The sequence below is a fragment of the Thiomonas bhubaneswarensis genome (genome assembly GCF_001418255.1).
GTDB classification, from domain to species: Bacteria; Pseudomonadota; Gammaproteobacteria; order Burkholderiales; family Burkholderiaceae_C; genus Thiomonas; species Thiomonas bhubaneswarensis.
In genome coordinates this window covers 59612-76733 of sequence record NZ_LIPV01000009.1, presented here as the reverse complement: position 1 = coordinate 76733, position 17122 = coordinate 59612, and the positions used below count along the sequence as shown (strand labels likewise).

Annotated in this window: 14 protein-coding genes; 7 read left to right on the top strand and 7 right to left on the bottom strand. The window is 66.0% G+C overall.

What is annotated here, in order from left to right:
• Positions 1 to 36: 36 nt before the first annotated feature.
• On the bottom strand, positions 37 to 1212 hold the full coding sequence (locus ASC45_RS12285; protein ID WP_245610053.1) for a TDT family transporter: 1176 nt from the start codon (positions 1210 to 1212) through the stop codon (positions 37 to 39).
• A gap of 123 nt (positions 1213 to 1335) precedes the next feature.
• Here ASC45_RS12285 and ASC45_RS12280 point away from each other — a divergent pair, with 123 nt between their 5' ends.
• Both ASC45_RS12280 and ASC45_RS12275 read left to right on the top strand, forming a co-directional pair.
• The gene (locus ASC45_RS12280; protein ID WP_055451332.1) at positions 1336 to 2196 is read left to right on the top strand and encodes a hypothetical protein; all 861 of its coding nucleotides are present in this window, start codon (positions 1336 to 1338) and stop codon (positions 2194 to 2196) included.
• Positions 2197 to 2281: 85 nt separating this feature from the next.
• Positions 2282 to 2677 (top strand): winged helix-turn-helix domain-containing protein, encoded by a 396-nt coding sequence (locus ASC45_RS12275; RefSeq protein ID WP_055451331.1) that lies wholly within the window; start codon positions 2282 to 2284, stop codon positions 2675 to 2677.
• On the opposite strand, the gene ASC45_RS12270 is transcribed toward ASC45_RS12275, so the two are convergent.
• The 4 genes from ASC45_RS12270 to ASC45_RS12255 form a co-directional block, all read right to left on the bottom strand.
• Positions 2674 to 3723, bottom strand: coding sequence for an ABC transporter ATP-binding protein (locus ASC45_RS12270; protein ID WP_055451330.1), 1050 nt, complete (start codon positions 3721 to 3723; stop codon positions 2674 to 2676). The two genes, ASC45_RS12275 and ASC45_RS12270, sit on opposite strands and share 4 nt — an antisense overlap.
• Before the next feature lie 3 nt (positions 3724 to 3726).
• Positions 3727 to 4557: an ABC transporter permease gene (locus ASC45_RS12265; RefSeq protein ID WP_055451329.1), complete on the bottom strand. Its 831-nt coding sequence runs from the start codon at positions 4555 to 4557 to the stop codon at positions 3727 to 3729.
• Positions 4558 to 4621: 64 nt separating this feature from the next.
• The gene (locus tag ASC45_RS12260) at positions 4622 to 5560 is read right to left on the bottom strand and encodes an extracellular solute-binding protein (RefSeq protein WP_055451328.1); all 939 of its coding nucleotides are present in this window, start codon (positions 5558 to 5560) and stop codon (positions 4622 to 4624) included.
• A 164-nt stretch (positions 5561 to 5724) separates the two neighbouring features.
• Positions 5725 to 8073, bottom strand: coding sequence for a DUF1631 family protein (locus ASC45_RS12255; protein ID WP_055451327.1), 2349 nt, complete (start codon positions 8071 to 8073; stop codon positions 5725 to 5727).
• Between the two features lie 261 nt (positions 8074 to 8334).
• On the opposite strand from ASC45_RS12255, the gene ASC45_RS12250 reads away from it, so the two are divergent.
• Entirely contained in the window at positions 8335 to 9258 is a 924-nt protein-coding gene (locus ASC45_RS12250) for a fructosamine kinase family protein (protein ID WP_055451326.1), read from the top strand.
• Here ASC45_RS12250 and metE read toward each other — a convergent pair.
• Complete coding sequence (metE, locus tag ASC45_RS12245; RefSeq protein WP_055451325.1) at positions 9213 to 11591, bottom strand: 5-methyltetrahydropteroyltriglutamate--homocysteine S-methyltransferase; 2379 nt, start codon at positions 11589 to 11591, stop codon at positions 9213 to 9215. The genes ASC45_RS12250 and metE overlap by 46 nt on opposite strands.
• A 112-nt stretch (positions 11592 to 11703) precedes the next feature.
• Between metE and ASC45_RS12240 the strand changes: the two genes are divergently transcribed.
• From ASC45_RS12240 to ASC45_RS12225, 4 genes are all read left to right on the top strand, one after another.
• Entirely contained in the window at positions 11704 to 12615 is a 912-nt protein-coding gene (locus tag ASC45_RS12240) for a LysR family transcriptional regulator (RefSeq protein WP_055451398.1), read from the top strand.
• A 165-nt stretch (positions 12616 to 12780) separates the two neighbouring features.
• The gene (locus ASC45_RS12235) at positions 12781 to 13446 is read left to right on the top strand and encodes a dienelactone hydrolase family protein (protein ID WP_055451324.1); all 666 of its coding nucleotides are present in this window, start codon (positions 12781 to 12783) and stop codon (positions 13444 to 13446) included.
• 30 nt (positions 13447 to 13476) lie between these two features.
• Positions 13477 to 14031, top strand: coding sequence for a chorismate--pyruvate lyase family protein (locus ASC45_RS12230; protein ID WP_055451323.1), 555 nt, complete (start codon positions 13477 to 13479; stop codon positions 14029 to 14031).
• Between the two features lie 218 nt (positions 14032 to 14249).
• Positions 14250 to 15452, top strand: a complete 1203-nt coding sequence (locus tag ASC45_RS12225; protein WP_055451322.1) for a TsoY family (seleno)protein — start codon at positions 14250 to 14252, stop codon at positions 15450 to 15452.
• 42 nt (positions 15453 to 15494) lie between these two features.
• Here the strand turns inward: ASC45_RS12225 and ASC45_RS12220 are convergent, their stop codons facing one another.
• Positions 15495 to 17012, bottom strand: coding sequence for an amidase (locus tag ASC45_RS12220; RefSeq protein WP_245610052.1), 1518 nt, complete (start codon positions 17010 to 17012; stop codon positions 15495 to 15497).
• Between the last annotated feature and the right edge of the window lie 110 nt (positions 17013 to 17122).

The window sequence follows — 17122 nt, the reverse complement described above, 5'->3', positions numbered from 1 at the left end:
CGCCCGCTTCGCGCGGGCGTTGTCGTTCGCGTAGATTCAGCGGCTCGACGTCGCCTGGGCCGTGACCAGTTCGGCACTGCGCAGGCAGGGCGCCTGCACCAGATGGCCGTGCCAGAGACCGTGGGCGCTGCGGACGGCGACCACCGTGCAGGCGCCCGCCAGAGCGACGATCAGCATGGCGGCGAACGCCGTGAAGAACGGCATGCCCGTGCGCAACCCCAGTGTCAGACTGGCGGCGGTATAGACCCCCACCGGGAAGGTGAATCCCCACCAGCCGAGGTTGAAGGGCAGGCCGCGGCGCACCTGAATGGCCGTGAGCACAATGGCCGTGGCCAGCCACCACAGCCCCAGCCCCCAGAGGATCAGCGCCCCGATCACGCCCAGCGGCCCCGCCAGATTGGCCACGGGTGCCATGATGGTGCCGACAAAGGCCTGTGGCGCGGCGGCGCCCAAGGTGAGCAGGGCGAACGCGCCCGTGCCGATGGGGCCCAGGCTCAGCCAGGTCGAGACACCCAGTTCCTTGGGCGGAAGTTTGTGCAGCGCGAGGCGAAGGTAGAGCACGGTCAGGATGCCCATGGCGATCGGCACCGACATGCCCCAGAGGGCATAGCCGGCCACGACCAGCGACTGGGCCTGCGCGGCGGGCAGGTGCTGCGCCAGATAACCGGCGCTCGATGCCGCCACTTCCGCCGGGACGACCGGCAGCAGCCACACGCCCGTCATGCGGTCCAGGCTGTGATCCTGGGCAGTGAATTGATACCAGGGCACCAGCCAGCCGGTGAGCAGAGAGAGCGCGGCGTCGATCCACCACAGGTGCAGGGCCCACTGCGCAGCAAGCGGCTGGGCTGGGTAGAACAGCACCAGCCCATTGACCAGCGGGATGAGCGCCATCGGAATCGCACCCAGAAACATGGACTGCACCGGATGGCGCAGAAGAGGCATCGCATCCTGGGTGAAAAAGACCCAACGCGCGGTGAAAAGACCCATGAACACCGCGAACAGGACGGCATCTACGATGAAAAGCCCGTAAGCCAGTGCGTGCAGACCCGTGATGTGCGCCGGAAACTGGGCGAGCAGCAGGAAGGTGATGCCCGTGCCCATATTGACGGTGAACCAGTTGGGCGTGAACTGACGCACCAGTTCGACGGGAGAGTGCAGGCGGTTGAGCGGTTTCCAGGATGACATGATGTGCACCACGACCAGTGAAGACATGCGATGATGCTAGGCAAGTCAATAAAATAAATAAAATGACTTATTTTTGTGTTTTCAACACAAAATAGTGTTTTATGGCCATCCCCATGTCGGCCAGCAAGACTCGCCATGCGTTGTGCGGTCATGAACGCTCTCCCCATACCCTTACTCAGCTTCCGGGCCCGCTGGCGCCTGATGCTGCTCGTGGCACCGCTGCTCGCTGCTGGCCTGCTGGCTCAACCGCATCCCGCCATGGCGCAAGAGGCCGGGGCGGATGCAAGCCTGACGGCGCAATGGCAGGTACGTCTCGAAGCCGACGGCCAGGGCAGCGATGCGCGCGGCGCTCAACTGCTGGCCTTGCTCGGCGGCCAGGAAGGCATCGCCACGGCGCAGGACAAGGTCTCCTGGCCGAGCGACGGCAACGGCTCTTACCGCATCGACAGCACGCTTTCGCCGCGCGGTGTGCTCGCCGCACTGTTGCGCAGGCTCCACTGGGTGCGCAGCGCCAGCGGCGAGGTGCGCCGGGGTGTGCCCGAACTGCTCGCCGCGAGCAACCAGCGCGGAGACGACCCGGCCACCCGGATGCAGATCGAACAGGGCCGCATGCTGGTTTCGTCAGGTAGCCAGAGTGCGTCCTCCGCCAAGCTGCAGTCGGCAATGGCGCCAGGGGGACTCACCGATCCGCTGACCCTGAGCTGGGGCTATCTGCAGCGGCCGCTGCCTTCGCAGCCCTTCACCGTGCCGCTGCTCATCAACAACAAGGTGCAGACTGCGCGTGTCGTGCCGAAACCGGTCTCGCTGCGCTGGCAGGGGCAGGAAATCGCCTGTGTGCTGCTCGATGCCCGCAGCGAGCAGAGCAGCGCCACCCTGCGCATCTGGCTGCGGCAAAGCGACGGCCTGCCGCTGCAGATCGCTCTCGGCATGGGCGAGCGCTACGGCCTCGACGTGGTGCAGACCCTGGTGAACGTGCCCGAGGGACTGGCACTGCTCAAAAAAGCCTCTTAGAGTTGTTGCCAACGCGGGTGCAAGTCGGGCAAAAGCGTGCATCAACGGCCTACCCGAAGGCAAGGCCAGGCGCTACGCTACGCCTATGAACAAGACTGGAATGACCGACGGGTCGCCGACATCGACCGAGGCGCAAAGCATCGACTCGACGCGTGTCCGACTTCAGATCAAACAAGGCGTGGCGCTCGGCCCGGGCAAGGCCGCGCTGCTCGAAGCGCTTGAGCGCACGGGCTCGATTTCCGCCGCCGGAAGGTCGCTCGACATGAGCTACCGGCGGGCCTGGCTGCTGATCCACAGTGTGAATCAGGCCTATAAAGAGCCCTTGGTCGAAGCCTCCAAAGGCGGCGCAGGCGGCGGCGGTGCCCAGTTGACCCCTCTGGGGCGTGAGGTGCTTTCGATCTATCGCCGCATGGAGCGCAAGGCGCTGCGCGCCATCCAGCCCGATCTGGAGGTGCTGCAGAAGCTGCTGCGCGAACCTTAATCGCTCGCTCGCGGCCAGCACAGCAGATGCTCGGGCCGGGCCTGTACCGTGACCTCGGAGCCGACATGCAGGCCTAAATGCGTGATCAGCCGCAGCGGCGCCCGCAGCCAAAGCCGCGCCTGCCCGCAGCGCAGGGCGAGCAGGGCGCTGGCGCCTTGCACCACGCTGTGTTCGACCTGGCAACTCAACGGGTTTTCCGAACCTGCCGATTGGCCCGGCTTGATCGAGGGCAGGCGCACATCGTCGGGGGAAACGGCCCAGTCGACCCCATCGCCAATGTTGCTCGAAGGCAGCAAGGGCACCCAGAGGGAATGGTCGGCCTGCGCCCAGTGCAGCAGCGTGAGGCCGCGCTCGGGTGCGTGTTGCACCACCTGGCCCGAAAAGCGGTTACGCACGCCGAGCAGCGCCGCCGCGGCGGCCGAGGCCGGATGCGCGAACACCTCGGCCGGTGGCCCCTGCTGGATGACGCGACGGTCAGAGAGCAGAACCACCCAGTCGGACATGGCCGCAAGGCTGGCGTCGTGCGTGGCCGCCAGCGCCGGAATGCCCAGCTCGTGCATGCGCGAGACCAGTTCGGCCAGAACGTCGTCGCGGGTATTGGCGTCGAGCGCCGAGGTTGGCTCGTCGAGCAGCAGCACCTGGGGATGACGGGCCAGCGCCCTCGCCAGCGCCACGCGTTGCTGCTGTCCACCTGAGAGCTGCGAGGGCCGCAGCTCCGCTTGCTGACCCAGGCCGACCGATTGCAGCAGATCGACCGCCACATCTCGCCGCGCCAGCAGTCGCCCGCCCCAGGCATAGGCCACGTTTTCCCAGGCGCGAAGGTGCGGAAACAGGGCATAGCCCTGCGGCAGATAACCTACGGGGCGCTGTTGCGGCGGCAGGTTGCCGAACGGTGTGCCCTGACTGGGAATCAGCCCCGCCAGCGCCTTCAACACGGTGGACTTGCCTTCGCCGCTGGCGCCCAGCAGCGCGGTGAACCCGCGCACCTCGAAGTCGACGTCGAGCGAAATCGGTTGACGCACCCGAAGGCTGACCGGCAGACTCATGGCTCAATGCCCTCTCTGCGCGCGCCTGGACCATGCGCCCAGCAGCAAGGGCAGAGGCAGTCCGATGAGGAAAAACAGCCACAGCAGCGGATAGACCGCCTGCAGGCCCGTGTCCTGCAAGTTCACCCACAGCTTCACCGGAATGCCCTGGGGGTAGTAGGCCACGATCAGCACGATGCCGAACTCGCCCAAGGCCCGCACCCACGCCAGCGCCACACCCGCGGCCAGCCCCAGCCCGGCGAGCGGTACGGTGATGCGCCAGAATGTGCGCCAGGGCGACTGCCCGAGAGTAAGCGAAATCTGCTCCAGCTCGCGCGGTACGCCTTCGAAGGCCGATCGCGCCGCGACGATGTAATACGGCGCGCTGCCATAGACCTGGGCGAGCAGAAAGGCGGCAGGCGTGTTGGTCAGGCTCAGGCCCAGATGTCCCAGAGGCTGGCCCAGCCAGCTGTAAGGCCCGTAACTCATCGCCAGCAGCAGGCCCATGGCCAGCGGAGGCGTGAGCAAGGGCAGCAACACCAGCATCTCGACGAACCACTTGCCGCGGAAGTCGTGCCGCGCCAGCCACCAGGCCACCGGCGTGGTGAACACCACCACGGCAGCCACGGCGATGAGGGAGTAGCTCACCGACACCCAGACGGCGTCGAGGTCGCCCGACTGCAGGTGCAGGCGCGGCCAGGGCGTGCTCAAGAAAAGCCCGAGAAAGGGCAGGCTCAGAAAAAGCAGCCCAGCCAGCCCGAGCCCGGCGATGCCCCAGGCGCGCCTTGCATTCAGCGCGCCGTGCGGGTGAGTGGCAAGCGGAGCAGCGACCGTGTCGAGAGGGCTCATGGGCATGGCGACATTGTCGCCGCAGCCGATGGTGCGGGCGGGGCCCCCGTGTCCACGCTGGCGAATTCGCTCAGGGGTGCAGATCGCCTCCCTTGGGCGCGCTGTAGCCGTAGTGCTTGAACAGCGCCTGACCCTCGGCACTGGTCATGAGCTTGACGAAAGCGGCGCCCGCCTTGGGGTTGGGTGCGTTCTTCAGGACGGCGGCATAGAACACCAGCGGCTGGGTGGACAGGGTATCGGTCTTGCCGTCGGGCAGGGTAATGTTGAAGTGGACCTTGCTGTACCAGTCCTGGATCATGCCCGGATCACTCAGATTGATCTGTTCGGGCAGCTTGATGTAGGGCAGCTTGTGCGAGATCACGGCGCTCAGATAGCCGGACGTGGCGTCGAGTTGTCCTGATTCCAGGCGCGACAGCAGCGAAGGCTCGGTGAAGATCTGCTGCTTGTTCTCGACCGGGCCCAGAATCTTGTCGGCCAGACCCGGCTGCTTGTAATACTGCTCGGCCAGCAGCATGGTGAACACAATGTTGCGGCCCTGCGGGTCGGTCTTGGGATCGGTGCGGCCGAACAGGAGGCCGGGCTTTTGCAGCACCTCGTACCAGGGAACCTTGCCCGCCGCGGCTGCCTTGAAGTCCGCAGCGAATTTGCTCTTGTCGCTGTAGGCGATGACCATCTGCGTACTGGCCACGGGGACGGCGGTGTCGATCAGCCCGGCCTTTTGCAGCACTTCGATGGGGCCGGGGGTGATCGAGACGAAGACGTCCGGGTTGATCTGCTTGGCGGCGATCAGGTGAGCCAGACCATACGCGCCCGCACCCTTGCCTTGGTACTGCACATGCTCCTGCCTGGCGATGGTCGGGCCCAGCGCCTTGTCCATCAAGGCGCCCATGGAGCCCGCGTACGCCACGGACAACACCGGCTCGGCGGCGGCAGCACTCACGGCGCTCAGGCCGCTGATGCTGCCCAGGGCGGCGGTGAGGGAAAGTTTCAACAAAATACGACGCTGCATCAATGGCTCCTATGTTTTCGCATGAACATGAACGAGCATGGCGCCTTGGGCGCTCATGCGGAATGTTTGCAGCAATATATCGAAGCAGGTCGTTTGAAGGTGTTTGCAGGTGTAAGCGCTGCGCCGCACTGGCGCGGCAGGTCGGTTGAGGCGACCTGCCCGACTCAGCCGGGCTCGGCGCCCTGGCGTTCGCGCAGTTGTTCTGCCACGCCCTGCATGGCGCGATCCATCAGGCCTTGCGCTTCCAGCGGCAGGATGAGGCCTTGCGCCGCCATGCGTTCGAGCGCGCGCCGTGTCATGGAGTGCGCCCGGCCGCCGACCTTGCTCGAAAACATGTAGAACAGGCCTTGCGGGCTGCGCCAGGTCAGTTGGGCGCGGGCGCTGCGTCCCTGAATCTGCAGCTGCACCCAGGTGCCGATGTCGAGCGAGGCGATCAGCCCCGCCACTTCGGCGGGCGAGAGCAGCGCCGCCTCGCCCGGAGGCGCGCTGGCCGGGCCCTGCTGCGAATCGGCGGGGGCGGTTGCCGAAGGCGGCGCGGACTCGGCCGGAACGTCGGCAGCCTCGATCAGCCCGCTGGTGAGCTTTTCCTCATGACGCACCACGGCCTCGGGCATGGCGCTGGCTGCGTTGGCGGTGGGTTGCGGATGCAGCAGGCGCGCCCACTCGCGCTGCAGCAGCAGGGCATCGTCACGCGAGGTGGCCTGCTGCGCCTCGCCCTGACCGCGTATCGCCTGGGCCTGCGCGTCCATCAGCCAGGACATGAACTCCTGGCGCTTGTCTGTGGGCAGCGAGATCAGGTCGAGCCCCTGGCCCAGGCGCTGCACCAGGATGGGAAGCAGTTTCAGCAGGGCCTTGCGGTCGGCATCGAGGGTCTTGGGCTGCACACTCCAGATCAGATCGCTGGCGGTCTGTTTGTAGGTCTGGGTGACGTCGGCATCTTCACCATGCCTGAGCACCGACTCGGCCAGCACCGTCGACCAGTGTTCGAGCATGAACTCGCGCAACTGCGGGTGGGTGTGCAGACGGGCGAAGACATCGTGCAGATGCCGGTAGAGCGCGCCGTGCAGCAGGCTGCGGAATTCGGCGCGGCGCAGCGCGTCCACGGCGTCGGCCTGCTGCTGCTCGACCGCCGCGGCGCTTTCGGCTATGTGGCGCTGCAGGTCGGCGAGTTGTTGCGCGAAGACCGAGGCATCTTCCTCCTCGGCATTGACGATCGCCTCGACCATGCGCGAGAGAAAGGGCAGAAAACGCTGGGCTGCGGGCTCATCGACACTGGAGAAGCCCGCGCTGTATTCGGCCACCCGGTTGAGCAGCTTGCGCGTGGGGTGGTTGCGCGAGCTGAACAGGCTGGCATCGCGCAGACCCAGACGCAGCACCGGAATCTGCAACCGGGCGAGCTGCGCCTTGACCGCAGGCAGCAGCTTGGGATCGGCCAGAATGTGATCGAACAGCAGCGAGACCACGTCGATGGTGAGCCGCTCCAGCGGGCGGTTGGCCACTTCGTACAGGCTCTGCCGATGGCGCTCGATGAGGTTGACCGCCGCGGCGTCGGCGCCCGGTTCATCGCGCCAGTTCACTTCACGCAGGCCGAGGCGGTCGGTCAACAGCAGGCGGTCGAGCGCGTCGCGCAACTGGGGGTTGAGCCCATAGGCCTGACCGAAGACCGACGGGCCGAAGCCTGATGGCGCGAATCCCGACGGCCCGAAACTCGACGGACCGAACCCCGATGGCGCAAACCCCTCGGCCTGACCAACTTGCGCCATGCCGCCCCGCCCAGCAAGCATCTGCTGCAGGGCTTCGAGGTTCAGCTCCGCACCGCCAGGAGCAGCCGCAGCTGCGGTCGACCCATCTCCAGCGCCCAAAGCGGGGCGGGCCGCCGCGCGGCGAGGCTGCCGGTACTGCGCGGGTTCGACCTTCATCTCCGCCAGACGCTTGTTGTAGAGCGCGTAAGTGTCTTTCAACGCCGCCGACATGCCTTTGCCGAAAGCGCGCAGCAAGCCCAGGCGCTCTTCGGCATCGAGGTCGACCACGCCGAGCGCATGGTGCAGCGATTTGCTGAAGACCTCGGGCCGCAGCGGGTTGGACTGCGGCGCGGCATGCTCGCCGGCGCGCAGGCTGTCGAGCCGCGCCCCCAGGTCGCGCACCTCCCACTGCGCCTCCGATTCGAGCATGTGCGTGAGCCGCGAGACTTCCACCCCCTCCTCCAGATCGGACTCGTCCACCAGACTGAGGGCTTCGAGCTGAAGCTCGCTGGGTGACAGCGGCTTCTGGCCGCGGATCTCCTCATCGAGCACTTGATGAAAGCGCTCGACGAAGGCGCGTATGAGCGGCCCCTCGTTCTGCCGCAGCGCGTGGCTCATGTCGGAAAACTGCTGCCGGTCCCGCCCCGATCCGGCGTTTTCGGCCTGCTGCTCCAGGGCTTCGATGACCTGTCGCACGACCGAGCGCATCAGCTCGTCGGAGCGCTGAATGGCGTCGTCGATACAGGACTGAAAGATCTCGGAGGGCAGCATGGGTTGATGCAAAGTCGAGCTAGGAGTCTGTCGGGCTTGAGGATCGCGGGCTGCAAAATGGGACAGCAAAGCCGCCGCCACATGGCATCCACATGCCCCTTTTTCGCCATCCGCGCCCCGAGCCCGACAGACTCCTAGGCCGAATGCGAAACGAGCATAGTTCACAATGTAAACCGATCCAGATGTGATTTCCTGCTTGATGCGCAAGGTTGAGGCCAAGTCGTCAATCCGTCGCGAGCAGGCATGCCCTGATTGAGAACCATGAATACAGCCCATCACCAAGGCGCTCGCCGTCTCGAAGCGGCTCTCGAGCGCGCAACGGGCCGAGCCTGGCGGGCCAACGCGCTGGCGTCCAGCGGCTTCTGTGCGGTGTGGCGTATCGACGACGGACGCGACAGCGCGTTTCTGAAATCGGCGGGCGGTGCGGAGGGAGCTTTGCTGCAGGCCGAGGTGCAGGGGCTGCGCGCCCTGGCAGCCACGCGAACCGTGCGCGTGCCCGAGGTGCTGTGGCTGCACACCGACGCCGAAAGCGGCCTGAGCCTGCTGGGGCTGGAGTGGCTGGATCTGCGGCCGCCCGCGGCCGGGTTCGGTGCGAGGTTCGGGCGCGTCATGGCGGCGCTGCATGCCGCCGCTGTGCCTGTGCTGCCGGGCGAGGCGCGTTACGGCTGGCCTGCCGACAACTGGCTCGGCGCCACGCCCCAGTGCAACCGCCCGTGCCGCGACTGGATCGACTTTTTCAACTGCCAACGCCTGGGGGCGCTGTGCTCGCGTCTGCGACAGGCCGGCTCAGGCTGCGCCGCGCTTTGCGATGGCGTGGATCAGGTCATCGCAAGCTGGCCGGCCTTGTTCGACGATGGTTACGCGCCGCAGCCCAGTCTTTTGCACGGCGATCTGTGGAGCGGCAACTGGGGCATGCTGGCCTCGGGCGAGCCGGTGGTGTTCGACCCCGCGGTGTATATCGGCGACGCTGAGGCCGAGCTGGCGATGATGGATCTGTTCGGCGGGCCGCCCCCGGCCTTCTGGTCGGCCTATGCCGCTGCCGGTCGCGGGCTGCACCCCGGCTACGCCCGTCGCCGCCCGGTGTATCAGCTCTATCACCTGCTCAACCATGCGTTGCTGTTCGGCGGCGGGTATGCCGCTCAGGCGCAGTCGGTGGCGCAGCAGGTGCTGCGCGGCCTGGGCTGAGTGAGGTCTTGCACCGCTGGCGGGGTGATGTGGCCTTGCACCCGCAGTTCCTCGCGCAGTTCGCTTGCGGCCCGCACCATATGGCGCAGCGCCGACTCGGTCTCGGGCCAGGCGCGGGTTTTCAGGCCGCAGTCGGGGTTGACCCACAGGCGCTCGGGTGGGATGAGCTGAGCTGCGCGGCGCAGCAGGCGTGCCATGTCGTCGGCAGTGGGCACGCGGGGCGAGTGTATGTCGTACACCCCGGGGCCGATTTCATTCGGGTAGGCGAAGGCGCCAAAGCCGTCGAGCAGGGCCATGTTCGAGCGCGCGGTTTCGATGGTGATGACATCGGCGTCCAGCGCCGCGATCGACGGCAGGATGTCGTTGAACTCTGAATAGCACATATGCGTGTGGATCTGCGTGTGGTCGCGCGCCACCCCGGCGGCCACGCCGAAGGCGCGCACCGCCCAGCCGAGGTAGGCGGCCCAGGCGCTGCGCTGCAGCGGCAGACCTTCGCGCAGTGCGGGCTCGTCGATCTGGATGATGGAGATGTCGGCGTTCTGCAGGTCGTTCACCTCGTCGCGCACGGCCAGCGCCAGTTGCAACGCCACCTCATCGCGCGGCAGGTCGTCGCGCACAAAGCTCCATTGCAGCAGGGTGATCGGCCCGGTGAGCATGCCCTTGACCGGCTTGGCCGAGAGCGACTGCGCGTAGCGGGCGGTGTCCACCGTCATCGGCTCAGGGCGCCACACATCGCCCCAGATGATCGGCGGCTTGACGCAGCGCGAACCATAACTCTGCACCCAGCCGTGGGCGCTGAAGGTGTAGCCCCAAAGTTGCTCGCCGAAGAACTCCACCATGTCGTTGCGCTCGGGCTCGCCGTGCACCAGCACGTCGAGGCCGATGACTTCCTGTTTGTGGATGACTGCGGCGATCTCGTCGCGCATTTTTTGCAGATAGTCGGTGTGCCGCAACTCGCCACGCCGCCAGGCGGCGCGAGCGGCGCGTATGTCTGCGGTCTGCGGAAACGAGCCTATGGTCGTGGTCGGCAAAACGGGCAGGTGCAGGCGCTCACGCTGCACGGCGCTGCGCGCCGGATAGGGCGAGGCGCGCCGGGCATCGGCTTCGGTCAAAGACTGCACGCGCCTGCGCACCTGGGGCAAGGTCACCCGCGGACAGGCGCGCCGCGCAGCAAGCGCGGTCGCGTTCGCCTGCAACGCCGCTGCGACGGCGGCCTCTCCCTGGTCGAGCGCGGTCGCCAAGGTGGCCAGTTCGGCGAGTTTCTCCTCGGCGAAAGCCAGCCAGGGGCGCACTTCCGGGTTGAGCCTTGCGTCGGCGCCGTCTTCTGCACCCAGGCTCACCGGCACGTGCAGCAGCGAGCACGAAGGGGCGATCCACAACCGCTCTCCCAGAGCGGCTTGCAGCGGGCGCAGAGACTGCAAGGCGGCGGCCAGGTCGGTACGCCACACATTGCGGCCATCGATGATGCCGGCCGACAGCACCCACTGCGGCGGCAGCGCGTCGCGCCAGGTGGCGATTTGCTCGGGTGCCCGCACCAGGTCGAGATGCACACCGTCAACCGGCAACGTGGCTAGCGTGGCGGGCGCGAGGGTCACCGAAGCGAAATACGTGGTCAGCAACAGCCGAGGTCGCGCCGCGCCATGCTGGGCAGGAATCGCGCCATAGAGCACCGGCAGGGCGTCGCGCCACGGCGTGTCGAGTTCGAGGGTGAGCGCGGGTTCGTCGAGCTGCACCCATTCCACGCCCAGTTCGGCCAGCTGCGCGAGCACGCGGGCATAGGCTGCGCTCAACGCCGGGGCCAGGCTGAGGCGGTCGAATTCGCTCTGGTGCGATTTGGACAGCCAGAGAAAGGTCAGCGGCCCGACCAGCACGGGCTTGGGCTTGTAACCGGCCGCCAGCGCCTCCCGCACGCGGTCGAGCAGGTTCTGCGTGCCACGCTCGAACGAAGTCTGCGCGTCGAGCTCGGGGACGAGATAGTGGTAATTGGTGTCGAACCACTTGGTCATCTCCATCGCGGGCTGCGCGGCGTTACCTCGGGACAGCTCGAAGGACTGCTGCAGGCTGAGGGTTGGGGCATCGAAGCCGAAGCGCGCGGGCAAAGCGCCCAGCAGCGCTGCCGTGTCGAGCATGTGGTCATACAGCGCAAAGTCGCCCACGCTGACGAACCGCATGCCGGCATCGCGCTGCGCACGCCATTGGCTGCTGCGCAGCGCTGCGGCGGTGGACTGCAGCTCGGCGGCGGTCTTCCTGCCTTGCCAGAAGGCTTCGAGGGCGAACTTGAGTTCGCGCTTCGGGCCGATGCGGGGATAGCCCAGGATATGGGTGGTGGTCATGGCGGTTTTCCTTCATCAGAACGGATCGGGCGGCAGTGTCGGAGATGGCGTGGCATGAATCAAGCGATGATTTTTCGCGTTATGCTGAATGAAATTCACGCTTGAACCTGCCATGCTCGAACTCCGCCATTTGCGCTCTCTCCTCGCCATCGCCGAGACCGGCCGCATCAACGCTGCTGCACAGACCGTGCATCTCACGCCTTCGGCGCTGTCGCATCAGTTGCGCGCCCTTGAAGACCATTACGGCATGCTCTTGATGCTCCGCGATGCGCGGGGATTGCGTTTCACCCCCGCGGGCGAGCGCCTGCTGGCGCTGGCCCGGCATATGATCGAGGCGCAAACGGCTGCGGAGAGGGATCTCCAGAGGATTCAGGGCGATACCTCGGGCTCGCTGCGGCTCGTGCTGGAGTGCCACACCTGTTTCGAGTGGCTGATGCCTGTGCTCGATGCCTTTCGCCAGCGCTGGCCCGACGTCGAGATCGATCTGGTCTCTGGGTTCCATCGCGACCCGCTGACGCTGCTGAGCAAGGACAAGGCCGACGTGGTGATCGGCGCGCGGCGCGGCACCGGGCGATCATGGGCCACGCTGCCGCTGTTTCGCTTCGAGATCCTTCTCGCGTTGCCGCCGGGGCATGCGCTTGCCGCGCGACGCAGTGTCCGTGCCCAGGATCTGCAGGGCGAGACCCTGATCACCTACCCCGCGCCCGACGAGCACATCGACTTGATCCGCGAAGTGTTGCAGCCTGCGGGCATTCAACTGGCGCGGCGCACGGCTGAGCTGACCATCGCCATTCTGCAACTCGTCGCCAGCCGCAGAGGCGTTGCCGCGCTGCCCAACTGGGCGCTCAAACCCTCAATCGACAGCGGCTATGTGGTCGCGCGGCGCATCGGGGTGCGCGGTCTGTGGAGTGAGCTTCACGCCACGGTGCCACGTGAGCTGGCGCAGCGTTCCTATGTGCACGATCTCGTGGAGATGGCGCGCCACAGCGTCGCTACGCATCTCGACGGTGTGCAACTGCTGTAGGGCATGGGCCATCGCCAGATCAGGGTAAGGCCGGGAGCGCTGCATCGGGGCGTATTCAGCCGCACAATGGTTGGTTGTTTGGAAGCGGATGGAGCGCAAACCCTTCCGTGGCCAAATGCGGGACCCTTGCATTCCTCTGTTCACATTCCCTGAAGGAGCCTTTTCATGCCCAACAAGAAACTGACCTTGCAAACGGCCGATGGCCAGACCATCGGCGCCTATCTTGCCGAACCTGCGGGCAAGCCCAAGGGGGGCGTTGTCGTGGTACAGGAGATTTTCGGAGTTAACGCACACATTCGCAGCGTGGTCGACGGGTATGCTGCGGCGGGCTATCTCGCCATTGCGCCTGCCGTGTTCGACACACTGGAAAAAGATGTCGAACTGAACTATGACGGGCCCGGCATGGAAAAGGGCCGGACGCTGGTTTCTGCGCTGGGTTTCGACCGCGCGCTGGCGTCGGTGCAGGCCGCAGCGCAAGCCGTGGCGTCGGCGGGCAAGGTTGGGGTCGTCGGTTACTGCTGGGGGGGCAGCATCGCCTACCTCGCCGCCATTCGACTGGGCCTGCCCGCGGTGAGCTATTACGGCGGGCGTAATGTTCAACTGGTGAATGAAAAGGCGCAGGGGCCGCTGCAATTCCATTACGGCCTGCGCGATGCCCATATCTCCGAGGCCGACCGCGAAGCCGTGCGTGCCGCCAATCCCACGGCCGAGTTCTATGTCTACGACGCCGAACATGGCTTCAACTGCGACGCGCGGGCCAGCTACGACCCGGCAGCTGCCCAGCTCGCCCGCGAGCGCGCGCTGGCCTTCTTCGGCCGCCATCTCGTTTGACGCCTTGCGCGATCCGTTATTTCGTTGACCATGCCTGTGCACCGCGTCCGTCGCATCGCCTCCCCCCCTTCAGAGACCTGGCCACCGGCACGGCCCGCAGCGCGGCGCAGCGGGCTGGAGAGCTGGCTGACCGACGCGGGCTCGCTCACCCGCAGGCTGCGCCAGCACAGCACGCAGTTCGAGCTGCGGCTGCTGCGGCATGGGGCGGCGCGGGCGCTGCGCGACGAATACCCGCTGCTCGGATTGCCGCAAGGTCGCAAGGTCTGGCGCCGCGATGTGCTCTTGATCGCCGACGGCGTGCCCAGAGTGCTGGGTCACAGCGTCTGCCGTCTGGACGCTCTGCGTGGGCCTTGGCGGCTGCTGCGCCACCTTGGCATCAAGCCGGTGGGTGATGCGGTATTTACCCGCGCGCAGACAAGGCGCAGCGATCTGCGGGTGCGACTGCTGCGCGCTTCTCACCCGCTGTGCCGCGTTCGGCACGCGGCACAGCGCGATGGTCCGCATTGGGCGCGCCGGTCATCCTTTGTTTACCGGGGCTCGGCGCTCTGGGTCAGCGAGGTGTTTTTCTTCCCGGAAACCGCTTGAGCCGCTTGGCTCCCATCGCTCTGCGGCGGTAGGCCTCCAAGCCCGCCGCAGTCGGAGTGCCTTGATTTTTCGGAAACATTTTTCAGTGCATTGCGATTCATCAAAAATGACGCATATGTGTAGGGATATACTCCACCGGGTATGATGTAACTCTTTGCAACCTGCAGTATCCAGATATCGCAGGCCTTGTCTTCCCCTTTCTCCCAGGAGTGCTACCCATGCTGGTCAACAACCTTCGAGAGCGCTATTCACCGATGTACTTCCTTGCCGCGCTGGGCGCTGGCGGGCTTTCGGTGTCGTTTTTCATCTATCCCATGTTTCTGCTGCCGCACCCGGACACGCCGATGGTGACGTTCAACCATCTGTGGCCCGCGCTGACGGCTGGTGACAATCCTCTGGTCTCGGCGCTGATCGGCATCGATCTGGTCGCCATCGCGCTGTTTGCTGCGCTGCATTTCTGGCTGCTGGCGTGGAACCTGCGTGAGTTCCGGCTCTTCCGCCAGACCGCGGCCTATCAGAAGCTGCTCACCTCCAACGCCGAGATCAGCCTGATGGCGGTGCCGCTCACGCTGGCCATGACCATCAATGTGTGTTTCGTGCTCGGCGCCGTGTTCGTGCCCAATCTCTGGTCGGTGGTCGAGTGGATGTATCCCGGTGCGATCGCGGCCTTCCTCGCCGTGGGCATTTATGCGCTGCGCATCCTGGGCGCCTACTTCACCCGGTTGTTCGTGCACGCGCAGTTTGATTTCGCCGAGAACAATTCGCTCGCACCCATGGTGTCGATCTTCGCGCTGGCGATGATTGCCGTCGGCCTCGCCGCACCAGGCGCAATGAGTCATCACCGCGAGATCAACGCCATCGCGATGGTGCTGTCGATCTTCTTCGCCAGCGCGGCGATTTTGCTGCTGGTCATCAAGGTGGTGCTGGGCTTCGATGCGATTCTGCGCCACGGCATCGCGCCGCAGGCCGCGGGCAGTCTCTGGATTCTGATCCCCATTCTCACCCTGCTGGGCATCACCTGGATTCGCTGGTCGATGGGTCTGTCGCACCAGTTCGGCAATGCCCATCACCCCACCGATCTGCTACTGTTTACCGCGGTGATCGTGTCGCTGCAGGTGCTGTTCGGCATGATCGGCTATGCCGTGATGAAAAAGCTCAACTACTTTGCCGACTACGCGGGCGGCGCCAAGTCCAACGCGGGCGCCTTCGCGCTGATCTGCCCGGGCGTGGCCTTCTTCGTCTTCGGCATGTTCTTCCTCACCTTCGGCCTGGTCATGCCCAAGTTGGTCGGCGCGGGATCATGGGTGTTTTACCTGCTCATGGCGCCGCTGGTGTTCGTGCAGTTCAAGACCGTTCAGGTGTACGCGCGACTGTTCGCCAAGCTGCTGCTCAAGCCCAGGCCCCAACTGGCCGCGGCCTGATCGGGGTCTGCTCGAAAAAAGGACGCTTCGGCGTCCTTTTTTTCATGCGGCGAAAATGGGCGGGCGCCGGTGCGCCCAGGGATGCGCCTGCTCAAGTTCGCTGGCGACCTGCAGCAGCAGGTCTTCCCGCCCCCACTGTGCGACGAACTGGACGCCGAGGGGCAGCCCGCCCGCGTCCAGATCCCAGGGCACCGACATGGCCGGTGTGCCCGTGAGGTTGGCCAACTGCGTGAACGGCGTGCGATGAAGATTCTCGAAGGCCAGACGCTCGACCATGCCGCTGCGACGCAACACCCCGCCCAGGCCGAAACGCAACAGAGCGCCTAACACCGCACGTTGCCAGTCTGGCGTGGCCAGCTCACCAATGCGAGCCGGCGGTTGCGCGCAGGTCGGGGTGAGATAGAGGTCGGAGCGGCTGAACAACTCACCCAGCGCGCGCATCGGCGCGTTCCAGCGTGCGCGCGAGAGCGCATACTCTCCCGCAGGAAGCCCACGGCCGATGAGCGCGAGTGCCTGTGTGTCGGTCTCGAAGGCTGAGGCGCTCACGCCGCGCTGCTTCCAGTAGCGCAATTGGGCGTCCACCTGGCCGAAATACATCGTCAGGTAGTCGCGGGCCAACTGCATGCCGTCGCCCACGGGGTCGACCCATTCCACCCGATGACCGAGCGATTGCAGCAGCGCCGCACAATCGGCAGCCGCCCGCGACCAGGCCGCATCGACCTCGCCGCCAATCGGCGAGGCGGTGCTCAGCGCGATGCGCAAGCGTGCTGCCGGTGGGTGGACTTCTTCGGCATAGCAACGTGCCGGAGGCGCAACCACGAAAGGATCGCCTGGCTCTGCGCCTGAGATCACGTCGAGCAGGGCCGCGCTGTCGCGCACGCTGCGCGAGATGACGTGCGTGCTGACCGCCCCTTCCCACAACTCGTCGAACTGCGGTGCGCAGCTCACCCGACCTCGGGAGGGTTTGAGCCCGAACAGCCCACAATACGCCGCAGGGATGCGGATCGAACCACCGCCATCGGCCGCCGCAGCCACTGGCACGATGCCGACCGCCACGGCAGCGGCCGCACCGCCGGACGAGCCGCCAGGTGTGTGGTCGAGATTCCATGGGTTGCGCGTCGGACCAAAAGCCGTGGGCTCGGTGATGGCCTTGAGTCCCAGCTCCGGCACCTTGGTCTTGCCGAAAATCACCAGACCTGCCTGCTCCCAGCGACGCACGACGGCATCGGTCTGCGTAGCCGGATGCTCGGCCAGGCGAGCGTTGCCCTGACTGGTGGGGTAGCCCGCCAGATCCATGCCCAAGTCTTTGAGCAGGAATGGCACACCGGCAAAGGGCGCGAGCGAGCCGTTGATCTGATCGACGCGGCCCTGCGCGTAAGTGCGCAAATCGCTGTTGACGGCTTGGACACGCGGATTGACCGCATCACACCGGGCAAGCGCCTGTTGCAGGGCCTCTTGCGCACTCAACTCCCCGCGCCGGATGCGCGCGGACAACTCCAGGGCGTCAGGTCGGTCGTTCGGGGCGTCAGGGGATTCGGACAGGCTCATGATGGTCGCCATGAAAGCACATCTGCGAGCCAAGAAAAAGGGCCTCCTGGTGACAGGAGGCCCGAGCATACTGGTGGTGGATTCTACCGCATCCTTGAACCCGTTATCTTCAACCATGCCGA

What these genes read in the sequence shown, in the direction of transcription:
- metE (WP_055451325.1), bottom strand. Translation starts at nt 11,591, where the DNA reads ATGACCACCACCCATATCCTGGGCTATCCCCGCATCGGCCCGAAGCGC.
- ASC45_RS12240 (WP_055451398.1), top strand. Translation starts at nt 11,704, where the DNA reads ATGCTCGAACTCCGCCATTTGCGCTCTCTCCTCGCCATCGCCGAGACC.
- ASC45_RS12270 (WP_055451330.1), bottom strand. Translation starts at nt 3,723, where the DNA reads ATGAGTCTGCCGGTCAGCCTTCGGGTGCGTCAACCGATTTCGCTCGAC.
- ASC45_RS12280 (WP_055451332.1), top strand. Translation starts at nt 1,336, where the DNA reads ATGAACGCTCTCCCCATACCCTTACTCAGCTTCCGGGCCCGCTGGCGC.
- ASC45_RS12255 (WP_055451327.1), bottom strand. Translation starts at nt 8,073, where the DNA reads ATGCTGCCCTCCGAGATCTTTCAGTCCTGTATCGACGACGCCATTCAG.
- ASC45_RS12235 (WP_055451324.1), top strand. Translation starts at nt 12,781, where the DNA reads ATGCCCAACAAGAAACTGACCTTGCAAACGGCCGATGGCCAGACCATC.
- ASC45_RS12220 (WP_245610052.1), bottom strand. Translation starts at nt 17,012, where the DNA reads ATGGCGACCATCATGAGCCTGTCCGAATCCCCTGACGCCCCGAACGAC.
- ASC45_RS12265 (WP_055451329.1), bottom strand. Translation starts at nt 4,557, where the DNA reads ATGCCCATGAGCCCTCTCGACACGGTCGCTGCTCCGCTTGCCACTCAC.
- ASC45_RS12275 (WP_055451331.1), top strand. Translation starts at nt 2,282, where the DNA reads ATGAACAAGACTGGAATGACCGACGGGTCGCCGACATCGACCGAGGCG.
- ASC45_RS12230 (WP_055451323.1), top strand. Translation starts at nt 13,477, where the DNA reads ATGCCTGTGCACCGCGTCCGTCGCATCGCCTCCCCCCCTTCAGAGACC.
- ASC45_RS12285 (WP_245610053.1), bottom strand. Translation starts at nt 1,212, where the DNA reads ATGTCTTCACTGGTCGTGGTGCACATCATGTCATCCTGGAAACCGCTC.
- ASC45_RS12225 (WP_055451322.1), top strand. Translation starts at nt 14,250, where the DNA reads ATGCTGGTCAACAACCTTCGAGAGCGCTATTCACCGATGTACTTCCTT.
- ASC45_RS12250 (WP_055451326.1), top strand. Translation starts at nt 8,335, where the DNA reads ATGAATACAGCCCATCACCAAGGCGCTCGCCGTCTCGAAGCGGCTCTC.
- ASC45_RS12260 (WP_055451328.1), bottom strand. Translation starts at nt 5,560, where the DNA reads ATGCAGCGTCGTATTTTGTTGAAACTTTCCCTCACCGCCGCCCTGGGC.